Below are 19,785 nucleotides of genomic sequence, written 5' to 3'. Positions count from 1 at the left end.
TTTAAAAAAGGATGGGATGAGATGTTTGGTCAATGGATAAAATGGGATACCCCGACAGGAACGGTCCGTGCAGCGTTTACGACAAAGTTTTCAGCACCTCACGGTCAAGGCAACTTAGGACTGCATGTAAAAGATGATCCGGAAGGTGTCATTAAAAATCGTGAAGTCATCGTGCGGCAACTGGATTTAGCCCTGGAAAACTCAGTATGGGCTGAACAGGTGCACGGCAATCATGTCGAGCAAGTAACGACCCTCGAGTCCGGTCGTGGAGCCTCAGATTACGAAACGGCAATCAAGGGTACAGATGGACTGGTGACAACGGATTCAAACGTCTTATTGATGATGCTGTTTGCAGACTGTGTGCCGCTCCTTTTCTGTGATCCGCGGACAGGTATCATTGCAAACGTTCACGCCGGCTGGCGCGGAACGGTTGCCAACATCGTCGAAGCCACATTGACAAAGATGGAACAAGCCGGTGCCGAACGTTCTTCGATTCAGATGGTGATCGGACCCTCGATCCGGGAATGTTGTTATGAAGTCGATGGTCCTGTTCTTGAGGCGGTTGACCAACTGAACTTGGAAGAGTCTCCTTATACTAAAAAAGAAGACGGAAAAGCTATGTTATCACTTCAAAAAACCAATGCCATGTTAGCCGAACGCAGTGGTGTCGGTGATGTGCTGGATACAGGAATCTGTACGAACTGCCAGGCGGAAGACTACTTCTCCTATCGTCATGGGGATCATGGTGGACGGTTTGCCAGTTTGATTGTAAAGGAGTCTCTCGATGTCAATTTCTGAAAATGTACAACAAGTCCGACAAAACATGAAACAGGCGTATGAAAAGACCGATCAAAAAAAGCAGGTACAATTGATCGGCGTGACGAAATCAGTTTCAAGTGAAGTGGCGGCGGAGTTGCTGGCGGCAGGTATAACGGCACTGGGTGAGAATCGTCCGGAAGGATTGACCGACAAACAAACGGTCTTAGGACGTGAGGTCTGTGAGTGGCATTTTATCGGAACACTGCAGACCCGTAAAGTCCGGCAAGTCATTGATCGGATTGACGTGTTACATTCCTTGGACCGCTTGCATCTTGCGGAAGAAATCAATAAACGTGCCAAGCAGCCAGTCGATTGTTTTGTGCAAGTCAACGTTTCTGGTGAAGAATCCAAGCAGGGGATTGATCCGGAAGATGTCCACTCATTTTTGCATGAGGTAGGACAATATCCGATGGTCCGTGTAATCGGACTGATGACGATGGCTCCGTTGACAGAAGACGAACAAGTACTCCGTTCGGTTTTTCGTTCACTTCGTGTCTTGCGAGACGAAGTGGCAACCCGTCAACTCCCGCATGCACCGTGCACGGAATTGTCGATGGGGATGTCATCGGACTATCAGATTGCCATTGAAGAAGGCGCGACATATGTCCGAATCGGTACGACGTTAGTCCAGTCATAAATTGCCTAGATATACGAAAGGAGAATTGATATGGGATTCAAAACAAAAATGCAAAATCTATTTCTCGGTAATACAGACGATTTAGATGAACTCGAATATGAAAATGATGCTACAATAAATAAAGGTAGAGGTGCATCACAGCAAGAATATGACGAGTATTATGAGGATTCTACCCCTACTGTTACTCAAAAGGAGGACCCTGTGAGACAATCGAACATCGTACCCATTCATACAAAAAAGGCGAAATCACAAGTCATTCTCAGTGAGCCACGTGTGTTTAACGAAGCACAGGAAATCGGCGAACATCTTCGTCAAAATCGTGCTGTCATCGTGAACATGCAACGGATGTCTAAAGATCAATCACGCCAAATGATTAATTTCCTGTCAGGTGTCGTGTTTGCTCTTGATGGAACGATTACGACTATCAGTCAAAATACACTCCTCTGTGTACCGAACAACGTCGAGCTGGCCGGAAGTATCTCAAATCTGCTCGGTGAAGATGATATCAACCATAAGGGGTGGTAAGCATGGATTCGCAAGTCATGTACGCAATCGGTCGTACACTCAGCACGTTACTTCAATATTACAGCTACGTCATGATTGCCTATATTTTATTATCGTGGTTCCCAAATGCACGTGAATCACGATTCGGTCAAGTCCTGGCCATGTTAGTCGAACCTTTCCTCGCACCGTTCCGACGGATTATCCCGCCCATCGGAGGTATGCTTGACATTTCACCTATCGTTGCCTTTTTAGTGCTTAATTTGGCACAGGCAGGCATTCGAGCGATCTTCTTCTAATGAGCGTTTATGATCATTATCGCGGACATGAGCGGGAGTTCGTCGATCTTGTCCTAAACTGGATCGACCATGTCGAAGCGACCTACACATTTAAAGTGACAGACTTTCTGGATCCGCGTGAACAACAGATTACCCGAGAACTTGTCGGAACAAAATGTGCCCTCTTTTTTGAGGGCGGTTTTGAAGGTGCGGAACGACAGCGTGCCCTCATTGCCCCTGATTATTACGAGCTTGATGCCAACGATTTTGATATCGCCATTTATCGTATCCATTATCCCACAAAATTCGTCGAGCTCTCGCATCGCCAGGTGACAGGGACATTACTAAACGTCGGATTAAAACGAGGGAAATTCGGTGACGTCGTCATCCAAGATCAACTCGTCCAGTTCGCCGTCGCGAAAGAAGTGGCTTCTTATATTGAAGCGAACGTCGATCGTGCGGGGAAAACCAAGATCCGGTTGTCACTCGTGGATTCAGAAGAACAGTTGAAAATCAAGGATCAAGAATGGCAGGAAGAACTGGGATTTGTCAGTTCGCTCCGTTTTGATACGGTCGTCAGTGAAATCCTTGGATTTTCAAGACAAAAAGCGCAAAGCCTGATTAAGCAGGGTGAAAGTAAAGTCAATTATAAAATCGTTGAAGATCCGAGCTTTTTGTTAGAGGAAGGCGATTTACTGTCACTTCGCGGAACGGGACGTGTCAAGTTAATTGCCGTACTCGGTTCAACGAAACGGGACCGGATCAAACTGCAATACGGTCTGCTAAAAGGATAACCAACAAGCTGAGGGAGGATTTCATCATGCCATTGACGCCACTTGATATTCACAATAAGGAATTTACACGTAAGTTTCGCGGCTATGACGAAGATGAGGTCAATGAATTTCTTGATCAAGTCATCAAAGATTTTGAATTGTTGCTCCGGGAAAACCGTCAACAGCAAGAAGTCATTCAAAACATGCAGTCTCGTGTCGATTACTTCAGCTCGATGGAGGAAACCCTAAACAAATCCATCATCGTGGCACAAGAAGCGGCAGAAGAAGTCAAAGCGAATGCGACGAAAGAAGCCAGCCTTATCGTCAAACAAGCAGAACGGGAAGCCGAACAACTGCAGGATGCGGCACAGCGCCGAGCGCAGCGGACTGATTTTGAAGTCGAACAGATGCGTAAAAAAATCGAATTGTACCGTAATCGATTCAAAGTATTGATCGACGCACAGATGGAATTGTTGACGAGCCACGACTGGGATGCATTTGATAGTTCGACCCGGGGTGTGCTTGACGAGATTCCGGCAGTTGCGTATAATGACGACGATGTCGTATAAGTTAAATCATTGAGAAGGACACGTCTTTTATCTAAATACTGTCAGCGAATCGGGGACCGGTGTGAGCCCGATCAGTCAAGGATAAAAGGTATCCCCTTTGAGTGTGGAACTGAACCTGTTCAGTAAGTTCCACCGTTTCGCCTCCGTTATCAGGCTCTTAAGTGGTAATCCGTTTTTCAGGGTTGCTAGTAGGGTGGTACCGCGAGTTCAAGCCAACTCGTCCCTATCAGGGGATGTGTTTGGCTTTTTTTGTACGCAAAATTCAGATAAGTGAGGGAATGCCAGATGGAATACAAAGATACGTTATTGATGATGAAAACGGAATTTCTAATGCGGGGAAACCTGCCGAAGCGTGAGCCGGATATGCAGGCACGTTGGAACGAGATGAATCTGTATGAAGCCGTCCAGGAGAAAAATGCCGGCAAGCCGACATTCATTCTTCATGATGGTCCTCCTTACGCTAACGGAGACATCCACATGGGACACGGATTAAACAAAGTCTTAAAAGACATCGTCGTCCGTTACAAGTCGATGAACGGGTTCCGTTCTCCGTATGTACCGGGTTGGGATACGCACGGACTTCCGATCGAAACAGCGCTTCAAAAAGCGGGTGTCGACCGGAAGTCGATGTCGGTCGCAGAATTCCGTGAGCTGTGTGCCAAATATGCATTAGAGCAAGTCGATCACCAACGGGAACAATTCAAGCGTCTTGGTGTTCTCGGTGACTACGACAATCCATACATCACGTTACAACCGGAATTCGAAGCGGCACAAATCCGTCTGTTCGGTGATATGGCGAATAAAGGATACATCTATAAAGGGAAAAAGCCGGTCTACTGGTCGCCGTCTTCGGAGTCTGCTCTCGCAGAAGCAGAAATCGAATATCAGGATAAACGTTCGGCTGCAATCTATGTGGCGTTCCAAGTCATGGACGGAAAAAACATCCTGGAGCCGACGGATCATTTCGTCATCTGGACGACAACACCTTGGACGATTCCGGCGAACCTCGGGATCTCTGTCAGCGGTGAGTTGACGTATGCTCGGATTGAGCACGAAGGAAAAGGCTATATCGTCGCCGAAACACTCGTACCGGAAGTCATCGAAGCCCTCGGCTGGGAAGGTGCGACGATTGGTCGTGTCTTCGACGGAGCCGACTTTGAATACATCAAAGCGAAACATCCGCTCTATGACCGCGAATCACTTGTCATGCTCGGCGATCATGTCACGGCAGAAGCGACGGGTGTCGTTCATACTGCGCCTGGACACGGGGAAGATGACTTCCGAATCGGTCAAGCGTACGGTCTTGATGTCCTTTGTCCGGTCGACGACAAAGGGGTCATGACGGCAGAAGCACCTGGTTTTGAAGGATTATTCTATGAAGATGCCAACAAAGAAATCGGTGTGGCACTAGAAGAAGCCGGTGCATTGTTAAAACTGTCGTTCATCAAACACTCGTATCCGCACGACTGGCGGACGAAAAAACCGGTTATCTTCCGGGCGACACCACAGTGGTTTGCTTCGATCAAAGATTTCCGGGAGGAGATCCTCGATGAAATCAAAGAAGTTCAGTGGGTACCGGAGTGGGGCGAAACACGTCTTCACAACATGTTCAAAGACCGCGGAGACTGGGTCATTTCCCGTCAACGCGCGTGGGGTGTCCCATTGCCGATCTTCTATGCTGAAGACGGTACGGAAATCGTCACACCGGAAACAATCGACCACATCGCCAATCTGTTTGCCGCTCACGGATCAAATGCCTGGTATGAGCGCGAAGCCGTTGATCTGTTACCGGAAGGCTTTACGCATCCGGCAAGCCCGAACGGCATCTTCAAAAAAGAGACGGATATCATGGACGTCTGGTTCGATTCCGGCTCATCCCATGCCGGTGTCCTCGCGACACGTCCGGAACTCGAGCGTCCGGCTGACTTGTACCTGGAAGGGTCTGACCAATATCGCGGATGGTTCAACTCGTCTCTTTCGACATCCGTCGCAACGACAGGGAAAGCACCTTATAAAGCGGTCGTCAGTCACGGATTCGTCCTTGACGGTCAAGGGCGGAAGATGTCGAAATCAATCGGAAACACGATTGCACCAATCCAAATCATGCAACAGTTCGGAGCGGAAATTCTTCGTCTTTGGGTGGCTTCCGTCGATTATCAATCAGATGTCCGTGCTTCAATGGACAACTTCAAACAAGTATCGGAATCTTACCGGAAAATCCGGAATACGGTTCGCTTCCTGCTCGGAAACCTCGACCAGTTCGATCACACGACGCACCGTGTGGCATTTAAAGACTTGCCGGAATCGGATCGCTTCATGCGGACGAAACTCGATCAACTTGTCGGTAAAGTAAAGGCAGCGTACGATGCGTACGACTTCATGGCGGTCTATCAACTGTTGCATAACTTCTGTGTCCTGGACTTGTCTTCGTTCTATCTCGATTACACGAAAGATATCTTGTACATCGAAAAAGAAGATGCACCGGCGCGTCGTGCCGTTCAAACAGTCATGTATGATACCGTCGTCACATTGTTACAACTGATGGCACCGGTCTTACCGCATACAGCCGACGAAGCGTGGGAATTCGTTCCCGGCGTCGAGACGGCGAGTATTTTCTTGACGGATCTTCCGGAAGCACCGGAAATGACGGAAGAAGGTCTTGCATTGATCGCGAAATGGAACAGTTTCCTCGTCTTCCGCGATGATGTCCTAAAAGCACTCGAAGAAGCACGTGCCGAGAAACTTGTCGGGAAAACGCTCGAAGCGAAACTCCTGCTTGCACCGAATGACGAAACGAAAGCGTTGCTTGCGACAATCGATCACCTCGAACAACTATTGCAAGTTTCGCAAATCGAGTTTGTCGCTTCGGCCGAGAAATCGTACGGAACGACAGGCATCACTGTTCTGAAAGCAGACGGCGAAAAATGTGAACGCTGCTGGACATATTCGACTGAACTTGGACAAGATCCGGCTCATCCGACACTTTGCCCACGTTGTACTGAAGTCGTCAATTCTTTATAATGAATCAGGGAGGGGCAGCTACGGCGACTTCGTAGCGGTCCCTCATTATTTTTGGATGTGGAGGAAAAAAGAATGTGGCTTTACTTAGCGATTGCTGCTGTACTCGTCGGAGTGGATCAATTGACGAAATGGATCGTCGTCCAACAGATGACGATTGGTCAAGCGATTGAGATCATTCCCAATTTCTTTTATTTAAATTCATACCGGAATCGTGGTGCCGCCTGGGGAATGCTTGAAGGGAAGTTCGGTTTTTTCTTCGTCATTACGCTGGTCGTCGTCATCGGGCTGATTTATTTTCTTTACAAAGAAGGCACAAAAAACAAAGTATTTGCTTGGAGTGTCGCCTTGTTACTCGGCGGTGCGGTCGGAAATTTCATCGACCGGATGGCCCGTGGAGAAGTCGTCGACTTTTTTCATTTTTATCCGTTCGGGTATAATTTCCCGATTTTTAATGTCGCAGACGTCAGTTTGACGTTTGGTGTTATTTTGATGCTGATCAGCGTCATGTTTGAAGAGCGTTTGACTAAGAAGGGAACGATTGATTAAATGAATGAACAAAATGAATGGGCTGTTAAAGCCAATGGTGCTACCGGTCGAATTGATAAATGGTTAGCCGAACAACAAGACTGGTCCCGGTCACAGGTCCAGGACTGGTTAAAAGCGGGTCACGTCGAAGTGGACGGACGGATCGTGAAACCGAACTACAAGATGTCCGGAACGGAAGAAATTCTTGTCCGAATCCCGGAAGCGGTCGAGCTTGAAGTCTTACCGGAAGATATCCCGCTGGATGTCGTCTATGAAGACAGTGATGTCATCGTCATCAATAAACCAAAAGGGATGGTCGTGCATCCGGCAGCCGGTCACGTATCAGGGACACTCGTCAATGCCTTGCTTCATCATTGCCAGGATTTATCCGGCATCAACGGCGTCAAACGTCCGGGGATTGTCCATCGGATCGATAAAGACACATCGGGTCTCTTGATGGTTGCTAAAAATGATTTGGCTCATGAATCGTTGGCGCAACAATTGAAAGACAAAACGACAGAGCGTCTTTATATCGCACTGGTCCACGGCGAGATTCCACATGAACTCGGGACGATTGAAGCACCGGTCGGCCGTGACAAAAATGACCGTCAACGGATGACGGTGACAGATAAAAACTCGAAAGCAGCTGTGACACATTTCCGTGTTCTCGAGCGGTATGAAGGCTTTACGGTCGTCGAATGTAAGCTCGAGACAGGACGGACGCACCAAATTCGTGTCCACATGCGTTACATCGGTTTCCCGCTTGCTGGAGATCCGAAATACGGTCCACGGAAAACGATGAAAATGAACGGTCAAGCGCTTCATGCTGCGGTTCTTGGATTCAAGCATCCGCGAACCGGCGAGATGTTGCATTTCGAAGCACCGTTGCCGGAAGAGATGACGTTTGAGATCAGCCAGTTGAAAAAACTTGAATTAGAGTCTTGACGTTTTTCTAATAAAACGGTAGAGTATCACCTAGAGAGCGATGCGAGACATCTGCCTCGAACAACCGGTCGTCCGCGTTGACGATCCTACCCATAGCACACCTTTAAACGAGTCCGGAGAGGCTACGAAAGGGAGACACTTCATTTGTGTAGATACGTGCAGTTTCGGCTGCCCACACTTATTGTCTTCAACAACCTCCTGCGACTTTGCGCAGGAGGTTTTTTTGCAGAAAGGAGCACCTCATGAAACCATCCGTCATTTTAGATGAAGCGGCAATCAGTCGTGCGTTGACACGCATCGCCCATGAAATCATCGAACGCAACAAAGGAATCGACCAACTGATGATTGTCGGCATCAAAACACGCGGTGAGACACTCGCCCGCCGTCTCGCCCGCCGGATTGAAGAAATTGAAGGAAAACCGGTCTTGCTCGGTGTCGTTGACATCTCGATGTACCGGGACGACTTATCGAAAAAAAGTCTCGAGCCGGAAATCAAAGGAACGGATATGCCGGAGACGGTGACCGGAAAAATCATCGTCCTCGTCGATGACGTCCTGTACACCGGACGAACCGTCCGCGCCGCAATGGATGCGCTCGTTGACCACGGTCGCCCGAGTATGATCCAGCTCGCGGTCCTCGTTGACCGGGGACACCGGGAACTGCCGATCCGCCCGGATTTCATCGGGAAGAATGTCCCGACCTCACGCGAAGAACAAGTTGTCGTCGCTTTATCCGAAGTCGATGACGCCGATCAAGTATTCATCAAACGTTAAACACAAATACCTTTAACGTGGTCCAGAGAGACCAGAAAGGGAGTTATCCTCATGCAAACACACAGACCAGTTCTCGATGTACAAGAACGACCAAAACATCCTCTTCAGTGGCTGATGCTCAGCCTCCAACATGTCTTCGCGATGTTTGGCGCGACGGTCCTTGTTCCGTTATTAACGGGATTAAACACATCCGTCGCCCTCGTCGCAAGCGGAGTCGGCACGTTGATCTTCCTCGCCGTCACCCGCTTTAAAGTCCCGACGTACTTAGGTTCAAGTTTCGCTTATATCGTCCCAATCATTGCCGTCAGTGAACGCTGGGGTGTCGAAGATGCGCTTGTCGGCGGAATGGTTGCAGGACTCGTCTACGGCATCGTTTCCCTCGTCATCACGTATACAGGTGTTGGCTGGTTAATGAAACTGTTGCCTCCGATCGTGATCGGTCCCGTCATCATGGTCATCGGATTATCGCTTGCTCCAACAGCCGTCAACATGGCGATGAACGGAGCGGACGGCAAGTACAACGGTACCTTCCTGCTCGTCGCCTTGACGACACTCGCTGTCACCTTGCTCGCGATGACGTACTTCAAAGGAATGTGGAGTACCGTCCCGATTCTGTTCGGTATCCTGACCGGGTATTTGGTTGCCGTCGCTGCCGGGATCGTCGACTTCACGTCACTGAAACAAGCGAGCTTCTTCCAGGTGCCGAACTTTACGGTGCCATTCCTTGACTACTCGCCGACACTAAACTGGGCGGCACTTGCGCTCATCGTTCCGGTCACACTGGTCACATTAACAGAGCATATCGGAGAACAAAAAGTGACATCACGGATTATCGGGCGCGAGACGCTTCTTGATCCGGGGATGCACCGGACGGTTCTCGGAGATGGATTGGCGAAGACGATTGCTTCGATCCTCGGCGGTCCGCCGGTCACGACGTACGGTGAAAACAACGGCGTCATGGCCATCACCCGCGTCTACAGTGTCTTTGTCCTCGGAGGCGCAGCGGTTCTCGCCATCAGCTTTGGCTTCCTCGGCTATGTCGAAGGGTTCATCAAGACGATACCGACACCTGTCATGGGCGGCATCAGTATCCTGTTGTTCGGGGTCATCGCTTCGAACGGTCTGCGGACACTGGTCGAAAGTAAGGTCGATCTTGCCGATAAACGGAACCTGACCATCACAGCGGTCATTCTGGTCATCGGGATTGGTGGAGCTGCCCTCAAAATCGGCAACTTCTCGCTCGAAGGCATGGCACTTGCCACGATCTTAGGGGTCCTTCTGAATTTGATCTTGCCAAAAACGAGTATCGAAGTCGCAGCACACGAACAAGAAACACCACAACCGAAACGAGCAGCTAACGACTTTTAAGACGTTCCAGAGAGAACGATAAAGTGGAGGCCCTTCAGAAACAGGTGGCGACATCTGTCTTCTTCAGCGCACCTTCACATCAGAAGGTGCGCTTTTTTTGCGGCCCAAAGGAGAGAAAAACATGCAGACACGACAACGAATCGCCCATTTTACGAGTCTTGACGCATTAGCGACAGAAGACATCGAACAGTTGATTGAGCGGGCACTGCAGCTGAAACAAGGCGCATCTGTCCGACCACTTCCGACGAAAACCGTCGCCAACTTATTTTTTGAACATTCGACACGGACTAAATGTTCGTTTGACATGGCGGAACATCACCTCGGACTGCATGTGCTGCCGTTCGAAACGGCAACTTCATCCGTTCAAAAAGGGGAAACGTTGCTGGATACGTGCAAAACGTTACAAGCAATCGGCGTGGATGCCCTCGTCGTCCGGCACGGAGAGACCGGTTATTATGAACCGTTGCAACAACAGTTGTCAATTCCGATCATCAATGCCGGAGACGGCAGCGGGCAACATCCATCACAATCACTGCTCGATTTGATGACGATGTATGCGGAATACGGTCATGTCAGCGGAAAAACGATCGTCATCTGCGGTGATCTCCGGCACAGCCGGGTCGCCCGGTCAAACGCACACGTCTTGCAACGCTTGGGAGCGACCGTCATCGGTTCCGGACCGAGGGAATGGTTTGACGAGACGATGGGCATCACCTATCGGGAGATGGACGAGGCGGTGGCGACGAGTGACATCATCATGCTGCTCCGTGTCCAGCACGAGCGGCATACGGATGGCCGTCCGTTTGCAGCGGAAGAGTATCACGAACGGTACGGATTGACGGAACAACGGATGAAGCGGATTCAGCCGGAAGCGATTGTGTTACATCCGGCACCGGTCAACCGTGGTGTTGAGATTGCCGACGAATTGGTGGAGCATCCGCAATCACGCATCTTTGATCAGATGACGAACGGTGTGTTTGCCCGAATGGCGATTTTGGAACGGGCATTTGAGACAGCAACGATAAAGGAGACGAGATAAAATGGCGATTCGAATTGATCATGCAACATGGTATAAAAACGGGCAACTGCAAAAGTCGAGTATTCGCATGGAGGACGGTATTTTTACGGATCTTGATGCGACACCACTTGAGACGGATCAGGTGATTGATGCCACGGGATACACGGTGGCACCGGGATTTGTGGATGTTCATGTTCATTTACGCGAACCGGGCGGCGAACATAAAGAGACGATTGCGACCGGAACAGCAGCAGCGGCAGCCGGCGGATTTACAACGATTTGTCCGATGCCGAACACGCGACCGGTTCCGGACGACCGCGAGACGCTGGATGCGCTCTTTAAAAAGATTGAAGAAACGGCATCTGTCCGTGTTTTCCCTTATGCGGCGATTTCAAAAAATCAGCTAGGGCAGGAACTCGTCGCATTTGAACAACTGACTGATGCCTTTGCCTTCACGGACGATGGAGTCGGCGTCCAAAGTGCCGCCGTTATGCGGGAAGCGATGACACGCGCCGCCGCCGTCCATAAAAGTATCATCGCCCATTGTGAAGATGATTCGCTGAAAGCAGGCTGTGTCCATGAAGGGGCATACAGTGCACGGGAAGGATTGCAAGGGATTCCGTCACTGGCAGAAAGCATTCATATCGCCCGGGATGTCTTGATTGCGGAAGCGACCGGCTGTCATTATCATGTCTGCCACGTCTCGACAAAGGAATCCGTCCGGGTCATCCGGGATGCAAAACGGGCGGGAATTCGGGTGACGGCAGAAGTTACGCCGCACCATTTAGTGTTGACGGAAGACGATATCATCGGACGCGATCCGAACTTCAAGATGAATCCACCGCTTCGGAGCGAAGCGGATCGCCAAGCGTTGCTTGCAGGACTGCAGGACGGAACGATTGATTGCATCGCGACGGACCATGCGCCGCATGCCGCGGAGGAAAAAGCACTCGGCATCGAACGAGCACCGTTCGGGATTACCGGATTTGAAACGGCCTTTCCGCTGCTCTATACGAAACTGATCGAACCCGGCATCTTTACGCTGAATCAGTTATTCGACTGGATGTCGCGTAATCCGGCCGATTTGTTTGACTTGCCGTTCGGACGGATTGAAGTCGGGGCGCCCGCCGATCTTGTCCTGCTTGATCTCGAGACGGTCCGCGCGGTACAACCGGACCAGTTCCTCTCAAAAGGAAAAAATACTCCGTTTGCCGGAGCATCACTAACCGGTTATCCGGTCCTGACACTCGTCGGTGGAGAAATCGTATTCAAGGGGGAAAAAGCACATGTCTAAACGGACGTTGATTTTAGAGGATGGAATGGTATTTGAAGGAGAAGCGTTTGGTTCAAGCGAGGTGACGATGGGAGAGGTGGTCTTCCAGACCGGGATGACCGGATACCAGGAGATGTTATCCGATCCGTCTTACTGCGATCAAATGATTGTGTTAACGAATCCGTTGATCGGCAACTATGGAATGAACCGCGACGACTATGAAACGACCCGACCGCTTGCGAAAGCACTGATTGTCCGGGAAGTCTGTCATACGCCATCGAACTTCCGCTCGCAGACATCTCTTGCGACGGCTTTGGAAGAATTCAACATTCCCGGCTTAACCGGCATCGATACGCGGCAATTGACGCGGCATCTGCGGTCAAAGGGTGTTATGCGGGGACTGCTCGTTGACGGTACGTACGATTTGACCGAGCAACTGGAGCGGCTCAAGCAAATGGCGCTTGCGACCGATCAGGTCAAACGGGCTTCGACGGAACGGGCCTATGTCATTCCGGGTGCCGGTCCGAGAATCGTCCTGGTCGATTTCGGCGCGAAACTGGGCATTATCCGCGAGCTCGTCCGACGCGGCTGTGAAGTCGTCGTCGTCCCGCACGACGTGACGGCAAAAGACGTCTTGCGTTACATGCCGGACGGTGTGATGTTATCAAACGGTCCCGGGAATCCAAAAGATGTTCCGACCGCCATTCCCTTGATTCAGGAACTGACGGGACAAGTTGTCATCTTCGGCATCTGTCTCGGTCATCAACTGATTGCCTTAGCACATGGCGCAGACACATTTAAGCTGCCGTTCGGTCACCGGGGAGCGAATCATCCGGTCGAAGATCTTCGGACGGGACAAGTCAGCATCACCTCACAAAATCATGGGTATGCCGTGGAGGACCAGTCGCTTGCCGGATTGAATCTCAAGCTGACGCACCGGGCGATCAATGATGGAACCGTCGAAGGAATCCGCCATACGACACATCCCGTCTTTTCGGTCCAATATCATCCAGAAGCTTCTCCCGGACCGATGGATGCCAACGATTTATTCGATCAGTTTTTAACAGAAATCACGAACCAACAGGAGGTCTCTCATGCCTAAACGTCAAGATATTCAAAAGATTCTCGTTATCGGATCCGGTCCAATCGTCATCGGACAAGCAGCAGAATTTGATTATGCCGGAACACAAGCCTGCCAAGCCTTGAAAGAGGAAGGGTACGAAGTCGTTCTCGTCAACTCGAATCCCGCCACCATCATGACGGATCCGACTGTAGCGGATCGGGTCTACATCGAACCGTTGCAAGCAGAGTTTGTTGCCCGCATCATTCGGAAAGAACGTCCAGATGCGTTACTCGCGACACTCGGCGGACAAACGGGACTGAATCTCGCCGTTGAACTGGATCGACTCGGTGTGCTCGCCGAATACGGCGTCGAACTGCTCGGGACGAAACTGACGGCAATCGAGGAAGCGGAAGATCGTGATTTGTTCAGAAAATTGATGTTTAAACTCGGTCACGGTGTACCGGAAAGTGAAATCGTGCATACGGTCGAAGAAGCTGAGCAGTTCTGTGCGAAGATCGGTCTGCCGATCATCATTCGACCAGCCTATACACTCGGTGGAACCGGCGGTGGTATCGCCGAAACGATGGATGAGTTCATCCGGATTGTCGAAGGTGGACTGAAAGCCAGTCCGGCGACCCAAGTCTTACTGGAAAAATCGATTGCCGGCATGAAAGAAGTCGAGTTCGAAGTCATGCGGGACGCGACGAACCAGGCAATCATCGTCTGTGCGATGGAAAACTTTGATCCGGTTGGTGTCCACACGGGGGATTCAATCGTCTTTGCCCCGACCCAAACATTATCCGACCGTGATTATCAGATGATGCGGAATGTATCGCTTGATATCATCCGTGCCCTCGGAATCGAAGGCGGATGTAACATCCAGTTCGCCCTCGATCCGGTCAGCTTCACGTATTATGTCATTGAAGTCAATCCGCGTGTCTCACGTTCGTCAGCACTGGCTTCAAAAGCGACGGGGTATCCGATTGCCAAACTGGCTGCCAAGATCGCCGTCGGGTATGCCTTATCCGAATTAAAAAATCCAATTACGGAAACGAGTTTTGCCTCGTTCGAACCGGCACTTGACTATGTCGTCGCCAAAATTCCCCGCTGGCCGTTTGATAAATTTGAATCGGCCGACCGGACGCTCGGTACCCAGATGAAAGCGACAGGTGAAGTCATGGCCATGGGCCGGACGATGGAGGAAGCTTTGCTGAAAGCGGTTCGTTCGCTTGAAATCGGACAAGCGGACTTGCACATGAACCGTTTTGCTGAGATGAATGAAGCCGACCTGCACCGTCATATCATCAAAGCGACAGATGAACGCCTGTTTGCCCTGTATGCCGGCATCGAACGTGGTCATACCGTCGAACAACTGCACGAATGGACGAGCATCGACCGGTTGTTCCTGGAAAAACTGCAGCATATCCACCGGATCGAACAAGACATCGTCAAGCACGGGTTGACACCTGAACGCCTCCGTCATACAAAACGTTACGGCTTCAGTGACCAGATGCTCGCCCGGATCACGCAACAGACCGAGACGGCAATCAGGCAGATCCGCAACGAATCTGGACTCCATCCCGTCTATAAAATGGTCGACACGTGTGCTGCGGAATTTGCCTCCGACACACCGTATTACTACGGAACATACGAAGTCGAAAATGAAGCGGTTCCGACGACACGGCCATCGATTCTTGTCCTCGGTTCCGGACCGATCCGAATCGGACAAGGGGTGGAATTTGACTATGCCACCGTCCATTCGATCCAAGCGATTCGTGAAGCCGGATACGAAGCCATCATCGTCAACAATAATCCGGAGACGGTTTCAACCGATTTTTCGATTTCCGACCGGCTCTATTTTGAACCATTGACGACGGAAGACGTACTCGAAGTCATCCGAAACGAACAGCCAATCGGTGTTATCGTCCAATTCGGCGGTCAGACGGCGATTAATCTCGCGGAATCACTGGAAGCCGAGGGCGTGAAGATCCTCGGAACGTCACTTGAAGATCTCGACCGGGCAGAAGACCGGAAACAGTTTGAAGCAGCCCTGACACAGCTCGATATTCCGCAGCCTCCCGGAAAAACAGCCGTTACAGTCACAGAGGCAACAGCAGCGGCAAGCGAGCTTGGCTATCCCGTCCTCGTCCGCCCGTCGTATGTCCTTGGTGGACGCGCGATGGAAATCGTCTACGGAGAACAGGAACTGGAGCATTATATGAAACATGCCGTCATCGCCTCACCGGAACGTCCGGTGCTCGTCGACCGTTACTTGACGGGAATGGAGCTTGAGGTGGATGCGATTTGCGACGGAACAGATGTCGTCATACCGGGCATCATGGAACATATCGAACGGGCTGGCGTTCACTCGGGTGATTCGATCGGGGTCTATCCGCCGCAACGGGTACCGCAAGCGATCAAGGAGTTGATTGTCGATTACACGACACGCATTGCCAAGGCCTTCCGGATCAAAGGATTGCTCAATATCCAATTTGTCTTTGCTGACGGAGAACTGTATGTGCTGGAAGTCAACCCGCGGGCAAGCCGGACTGTTCCGTTCATCTCAAAAGTGACAGGGTTGCCGGTGGCACGTCTCGCGACGAACGTCATCTTAGGCGATACACTTGCGTCTTACGGATTGATGAGCGGTGTTTTACCGGAAGAAAAACTGGTTTCTGTTAAAGTACCGGTCTTCTCCTTTGCGAAGCTGAAAGAAGTGGATCCGTCGCTTGGACCGGAGATGAAGTCGACCGGCGAAGTCATCGGAACGGACCGGACACTTGAAAAAGCCCTTTATAAAGGACTGATTGCTTCCGGAATGGCGATTCCGGAACACGGCCGGGTGCTGCTGACAGTAGCGGATCAGGACAAACAAGAGATGCTTGATCTCGCCAAACGCTTTACGGCACTCGGGTTTACGCTGCTTGCCACGGCCGGAACAGCCAGCGTCCTGGAAGAACACGGATTGCGTGTTCAAGTCGTCGGCAAACTCGGTTCGGAACAAGGATCGATGCTCGAATGGATTGAAAAAGCAGAAGTCGAATATGTCATCAATACGATGAGCCGGGATTCACAAGTCACGAAAGACGGCTTCATCATCCGCCGGGCGGCAGCAGAAAACAATGTCGTCTGCCTGACTTCTCTCGATACAGCGGAAGCGTTGTTGCGGGTCATTGAAAGTCTGTCCTTTGAAGCGAGCGCGATTCAGCCGTTCGATTACATGAAAAAGGCGGTGGCTCGATGATTCAACTCCTGACAGTTGTTTCACGCCGGGAAATCGCAAAAGGCGCGACAGAGTTAATCTGTCGCCGGCCTGACGCGACGGCTATCGAACCAGGTCGATTCATGCATTTACGGGTTGGTCCATTGTTACGTCGTCCCATCTCGATTGCCAACGTGGAAGGAGATTTAATCACGTTTTTATTCAAAGAAATTGGTCAAGGCACAAAAGAACTGGCCCGTCTCCGTGCCGGCGATCAAATCGATGCGCTCGGTCCGCTCGGAAACGGATTTCCGGTCGAACACGTTGCGCGTGAGGCGAAGATCGTCTTAGTCGGGGGAGGGATTGGTGTTCCGCCGCTCTACTATACAATGCGTCGGTTGGTCGAACGGGGAATTGCCTGCGAAGCGATTTTAGGATTTGATACGGCAGACAGCGTCTTTTATGAAGCTGAGTTTCAAAAGCTTGGTCCGACGACCGTGACGACCGTCGACGGGACAGCGGGCATCGCAGGATTCGTAACCGCCGCGCTCGACAGCAGCCGGTTTGATACGTTATTCGCCTGTGGGCCGGAACCGATGTTACGTTCGATCCAGCAGGTGCCGGTCGAACACAAGTTTTTATCGATTGAGAACCGGATGGGATGCGGTATCGGAGCCTGTTTCGCTTGTGTCTGTCCGACACCGGACGGGCATTATGTCAAAACCTGTTCTGATGGTCCGGTCTTCCGGGCGGAAGAGGTGATCCTATGAATCGTTTGCAAGTGGTCTTGCCCGGTCTGAATTTAAAAAACCCGATCATTCCGGCATCCGGATGTTTCGGATTCGGCGAAGAGTTTGCCAAGCTGTATGACTTATCGGTGCTTGGCGGCATCATGATCAAAGCGGCGACCGGAGAAGAACGGTACGGGAATCCGACACCGCGCGTCGCGGAAAGCGGAATGGGCATGCTGAATGCAATCGGCTTACAAAATCCCGGAGTGGAAGGAATCATTGCACAGAAGTTACCGTTCCTCCGTCAGTTTGATACCGAAATCATCGCGAACGTAGCCGGGTCAACGCCGGAAGAATACGAAGACGTCACAAGACGAATCAGCCGTGATCCGGTCGTCAAAGCCATCGAACTGAATATCTCCTGCCCGAACGTCAAGTCCGGCGGATTACAGTTCGGAACGGATCCACAGATGGCAGCCGAGCTGACGAGACGTGTCAAGGCAGTGTCCGAAAAGCCGGTTTATGTCAAATTATCGCCGAACGTCACATCGATCGTCGAGATGGCCCAAGCGGTTGAACAGGCGGGAGCGGATGGACTGACGATGATCAATACACTGGTCGGGATGCGGATCGACGTTCGGACGGGTCAGCCGATTTTGGCCAACCGGATCGGCGGTTTGTCCGGACCGGCCATTAAACCGGTCGCCGTCCGGATGATTCACGACGTCGCCCAAGTCGTCACGATTCCCATCATCGGGATGGGCGGTGTCATGGAAGTGGATGATGTGCTGGAGATGATTTATGCAGGAGCATCGGCAGTAGCAATCGGCACGGCCAATTTCGTCAATCCGTTCATTTGTCAGGAATTGATTACGGATTTACCAAAACGGATGGACGAGTTGGGCATCGAACACATCATGGATATCAGGGGGAAAGCATATGGAGCAACTTTACATCGCGCTTGATTTTCAGTCAGCCGATCAAGTCGAACGGTTTTTAGAAAAATTGGCACCACACCGGCCGGCACTTAAAGTCGGGATGGAGCTGTATTATGCGGAAGGTCCCGCCTTTGTCCGTCATTTGGTCCGGCAAGGACATGATGTCTTTCTCGATTTAAAAGTCCATGACATTCCGGAGACTGCCCGGCGGACGATGCGTGTCATTGGTCAACTCGGTGTTGAACTGACAAATGTCCACGCTGCAGGCGGGAAAGCGATGATGGAGGCAGCCCTTGCCGGACTACGCGAGACGTCGCCCAAGACACGGCTGATTGCCGTCACCCAACTGACCTCAACGGATCAAGACATGTTAACCGATCTGATGATTCCACATGCGATGGACGAAGTCGTTGCCCATTATGCCCGCGAAGCCGACCAGGCCGGTCTTGACGGAGTCGTGTGCTCGGCTCTGGATACGACACATATCAAAGCAACCTGCCGCTCCGGCTTCCAACTTGTCACGCCGGGAATCCGGCCGAACGGGACGGATGCGAATGACCAAAAACGGATTGCGACAGTAACGGATGCACGCCGGAACGGGGCAACGGATCTCGTCATCGGACGTGCCGTCACACAGGCAAAAGATCCGAAAGTCGTTTATGAAGGATTGCTCTCAGAATGGAAGGGGATTAAACAATGAATCAACTCGCACAGGCATTACTTGAAATCGAAGCGGTCACGTTGGCACCGACGGCTCCTTATACATGGGCAAGCGGATTACGTTCGCCGATTTATTGTGATAACCGGCTGACTTTATCGAGTCCGGCGGTCCGGACTTTGATTGCCGACAAATTGGCGGAACGAATCCGGCCGTTAAACGCCGACGTCATCGCCGGGACGGCGACAGCCGGTATTCCGCATGCGGCGCTCGTCGCGGAACGACTTGGTCTCCCGATGGTGTACATCCGGGGAAGTGCGAAGGGACACGGGAAAGGAAATCAGATTGAAGGGCGTTTGCAGGCCGGACAACGTGTCATCGTCGTCGAAGACTTGTTGTCGACGGGGATGTCTTCGATTGAAGCGACGCAAGCCGTCGAAGCCGCCGGTGCTTCAGTCATCCGGATTCAGGCGATTTTCTCTTACGGGATGACCCGACTGAAGGAAAACTTAACGGCCGCCGGAGTGGAAGCTGATGCTTTACTGACGTTCACGGAATTACTGGAGACGGCTGTCGAGACCGCCTATATTTCAAAAGAAGAGCAGGAAGGATTACAAACCTGGTCGATTGATCCGGTGAAGTGGAGTGAATCTTTCCTGATCGGAACGAAACAGAATTCATAATCAGGAAACT

Annotated in this window: 19 protein-coding genes and 1 other annotated feature; all 19 genes read left to right on the top strand. The window is 51.2% G+C overall.

Annotation, left to right across the window (positions count from 1 at the left end; genetic code table 11):
- The first annotated feature begins 21 nt into the window (after window positions 1-21).
- The 19 genes from pgeF (at window position 22) to pyrE (ending at window position 19,775) form a co-directional block, all read left to right on the top strand.
- Complete coding sequence (pgeF, locus tag ABIC15_RS01125; protein ID WP_012370827.1) at window positions 22-798, top strand: peptidoglycan editing factor PgeF; 777 nt, start codon at window positions 22-24, stop codon at window positions 796-798.
- Entirely contained in the window at window positions 785-1,456 is a 672-nt protein-coding gene (locus ABIC15_RS01120; RefSeq protein ID WP_354019529.1) for a YggS family pyridoxal phosphate-dependent enzyme, read from the top strand. Before pgeF ends, ABIC15_RS01120 begins: the two co-directional genes overlap by 14 nt.
- 201 nt (window positions 1,457-1,657) lie before the next feature.
- Entirely contained in the window at window positions 1,658-1,981 is a 324-nt protein-coding gene (locus ABIC15_RS01115) for a cell division protein SepF (protein WP_233550664.1), read from the top strand.
- A gap of 2 nt (window positions 1,982-1,983) precedes the next feature.
- Window positions 1,984-2,256, top strand: a complete 273-nt coding sequence (locus ABIC15_RS01110) for a YggT family protein (protein WP_012370824.1) — start codon at window positions 1,984-1,986, stop codon at window positions 2,254-2,256.
- The gene (locus tag ABIC15_RS01105) at window positions 2,256-3,029 is read left to right on the top strand and encodes a YlmH family RNA-binding protein (protein ID WP_012370823.1); all 774 of its coding nucleotides are present in this window, start codon (window positions 2,256-2,258) and stop codon (window positions 3,027-3,029) included. The genes ABIC15_RS01110 and ABIC15_RS01105 overlap by 1 nt, the downstream gene beginning before the upstream one ends.
- A 26-nt stretch (window positions 3,030-3,055) precedes the next feature.
- Window positions 3,056-3,577: a DivIVA domain-containing protein gene (locus ABIC15_RS01100; RefSeq protein WP_012370822.1), complete on the top strand. Its 522-nt coding sequence runs from the start codon at window positions 3,056-3,058 to the stop codon at window positions 3,575-3,577.
- Window positions 3,578-3,805 (top strand) — a binding site (T-box leader).
- Window positions 3,806-3,862: 57 nt separating this feature from the next.
- On the top strand, window positions 3,863-6,598 hold the full coding sequence (gene ileS, locus ABIC15_RS01095; protein WP_354019528.1) for an isoleucine--tRNA ligase: 2,736 nt from the start codon (window positions 3,863-3,865) through the stop codon (window positions 6,596-6,598).
- 72 nt (window positions 6,599-6,670) lie between these two features.
- Entirely contained in the window at window positions 6,671-7,144 is a 474-nt protein-coding gene (gene lspA / locus ABIC15_RS01090; RefSeq protein ID WP_012370820.1) for a signal peptidase II, read from the top strand.
- The gene (locus ABIC15_RS01085; RefSeq protein ID WP_012370819.1) at window positions 7,145-8,068 is read left to right on the top strand and encodes an RluA family pseudouridine synthase; all 924 of its coding nucleotides are present in this window, start codon (window positions 7,145-7,147) and stop codon (window positions 8,066-8,068) included.
- A gap of 242 nt (window positions 8,069-8,310) precedes the next feature.
- Complete coding sequence (gene pyrR / locus ABIC15_RS01080) at window positions 8,311-8,841, top strand: bifunctional pyr operon transcriptional regulator/uracil phosphoribosyltransferase PyrR (RefSeq protein WP_012370818.1); 531 nt, start codon at window positions 8,311-8,313, stop codon at window positions 8,839-8,841.
- A gap of 51 nt (window positions 8,842-8,892) precedes the next feature.
- Window positions 8,893-10,209, top strand: a complete 1,317-nt coding sequence (locus ABIC15_RS01075) for a uracil-xanthine permease family protein (RefSeq protein ID WP_012370817.1) — start codon at window positions 8,893-8,895, stop codon at window positions 10,207-10,209.
- A 139-nt stretch (window positions 10,210-10,348) separates the two neighbouring features.
- Window positions 10,349-11,248: an aspartate carbamoyltransferase catalytic subunit gene (locus ABIC15_RS01070; RefSeq protein WP_041261982.1), complete on the top strand. Its 900-nt coding sequence runs from the start codon at window positions 10,349-10,351 to the stop codon at window positions 11,246-11,248.
- Between the two features lies 1 nt (window position 11,249).
- Window positions 11,250-12,521 carry a dihydroorotase gene (locus tag ABIC15_RS01065; protein WP_354019527.1) on the top strand — a complete coding sequence of 424 codons (1,272 nt, stop codon included), beginning with the start codon at window positions 11,250-11,252 and terminating at the stop codon, window positions 12,519-12,521.
- A complete protein-coding gene (locus ABIC15_RS01060) occupies window positions 12,514-13,602 on the top strand; it encodes a carbamoyl phosphate synthase small subunit (RefSeq protein WP_012370814.1) in 1,089 nt (362 codons plus the stop codon). Before ABIC15_RS01065 ends, ABIC15_RS01060 begins: the two co-directional genes overlap by 8 nt.
- A complete protein-coding gene (gene carB, locus ABIC15_RS01055) occupies window positions 13,595-16,807 on the top strand; it encodes a carbamoyl-phosphate synthase large subunit (protein ID WP_354019526.1) in 3,213 nt (1,070 codons plus the stop codon). The genes ABIC15_RS01060 and carB overlap by 8 nt, the downstream gene beginning before the upstream one ends.
- Window positions 16,804-17,535: a dihydroorotate dehydrogenase electron transfer subunit gene (locus ABIC15_RS01050; protein ID WP_012370812.1), complete on the top strand. Its 732-nt coding sequence runs from the start codon at window positions 16,804-16,806 to the stop codon at window positions 17,533-17,535. The genes carB and ABIC15_RS01050 overlap by 4 nt, the downstream gene beginning before the upstream one ends.
- Window positions 17,532-18,461 (top strand): dihydroorotate dehydrogenase, encoded by a 930-nt coding sequence (locus tag ABIC15_RS01045; RefSeq protein ID WP_012370811.1) that lies wholly within the window; start codon window positions 17,532-17,534, stop codon window positions 18,459-18,461. Before ABIC15_RS01050 ends, ABIC15_RS01045 begins: the two co-directional genes overlap by 4 nt.
- Window positions 18,436-19,134 carry an orotidine-5'-phosphate decarboxylase gene (gene pyrF / locus ABIC15_RS01040; RefSeq protein ID WP_354019525.1) on the top strand — a complete coding sequence of 233 codons (699 nt, stop codon included), beginning with the start codon at window positions 18,436-18,438 and terminating at the stop codon, window positions 19,132-19,134. Before ABIC15_RS01045 ends, pyrF begins: the two co-directional genes overlap by 26 nt.
- Window positions 19,131-19,775 carry an orotate phosphoribosyltransferase gene (gene pyrE / locus ABIC15_RS01035; RefSeq protein ID WP_012370809.1) on the top strand — a complete coding sequence of 215 codons (645 nt, stop codon included), beginning with the start codon at window positions 19,131-19,133 and terminating at the stop codon, window positions 19,773-19,775. Before pyrF ends, pyrE begins: the two co-directional genes overlap by 4 nt.
- The last annotated feature ends 10 nt before the right edge of the window (window positions 19,776-19,785 follow it).

This window comes from Exiguobacterium sp. PvP048, assembly GCF_040549175.1.
In the GTDB taxonomy this organism is placed as follows: domain Bacteria; phylum Bacillota; class Bacilli; order Exiguobacteriales; family Exiguobacteriaceae; genus Exiguobacterium_A; species Exiguobacterium_A artemiae.
Note: the sequence above shows the minus strand (reverse complement) of the source record. Positions and strands in the feature narration are given on the sequence as shown.

Bases quoted from the DNA above. Each gene is read 5' to 3' on its own strand.
- pgeF (WP_012370827.1), top strand. From the start codon at position 22: ATGTTTGGTCAATGGATAAAATGGGATACCCCGACAGGAACGGTCCGT.
- ABIC15_RS01120 (WP_354019529.1), top strand. From the start codon at position 785: ATGTCAATTTCTGAAAATGTACAACAAGTCCGACAAAACATGAAACAG.
- ABIC15_RS01110 (WP_012370824.1), top strand. From the start codon at position 1,984: ATGGATTCGCAAGTCATGTACGCAATCGGTCGTACACTCAGCACGTTA.
- ABIC15_RS01105 (WP_012370823.1), top strand. From the start codon at position 2,256: ATGAGCGTTTATGATCATTATCGCGGACATGAGCGGGAGTTCGTCGAT.
- ABIC15_RS01100 (WP_012370822.1), top strand. From the start codon at position 3,056: ATGCCATTGACGCCACTTGATATTCACAATAAGGAATTTACACGTAAG.
- ileS (WP_354019528.1), top strand. From the start codon at position 3,863: ATGGAATACAAAGATACGTTATTGATGATGAAAACGGAATTTCTAATG.
- lspA (WP_012370820.1), top strand. From the start codon at position 6,671: ATGTGGCTTTACTTAGCGATTGCTGCTGTACTCGTCGGAGTGGATCAA.
- ABIC15_RS01085 (WP_012370819.1), top strand. From the start codon at position 7,145: ATGAATGAACAAAATGAATGGGCTGTTAAAGCCAATGGTGCTACCGGT.
- pyrR (WP_012370818.1), top strand. From the start codon at position 8,311: ATGAAACCATCCGTCATTTTAGATGAAGCGGCAATCAGTCGTGCGTTG.
- ABIC15_RS01075 (WP_012370817.1), top strand. From the start codon at position 8,893: ATGCAAACACACAGACCAGTTCTCGATGTACAAGAACGACCAAAACAT.
- ABIC15_RS01065 (WP_354019527.1), top strand. From the start codon at position 11,250: ATGGCGATTCGAATTGATCATGCAACATGGTATAAAAACGGGCAACTG.
- ABIC15_RS01060 (WP_012370814.1), top strand. From the start codon at position 12,514: ATGTCTAAACGGACGTTGATTTTAGAGGATGGAATGGTATTTGAAGGA.
- carB (WP_354019526.1), top strand. From the start codon at position 13,595: ATGCCTAAACGTCAAGATATTCAAAAGATTCTCGTTATCGGATCCGGT.
- ABIC15_RS01050 (WP_012370812.1), top strand. From the start codon at position 16,804: ATGATTCAACTCCTGACAGTTGTTTCACGCCGGGAAATCGCAAAAGGC.
- ABIC15_RS01045 (WP_012370811.1), top strand. From the start codon at position 17,532: ATGAATCGTTTGCAAGTGGTCTTGCCCGGTCTGAATTTAAAAAACCCG.
- pyrF (WP_354019525.1), top strand. From the start codon at position 18,436: ATGGAGCAACTTTACATCGCGCTTGATTTTCAGTCAGCCGATCAAGTC.
- pyrE (WP_012370809.1), top strand. From the start codon at position 19,131: ATGAATCAACTCGCACAGGCATTACTTGAAATCGAAGCGGTCACGTTG.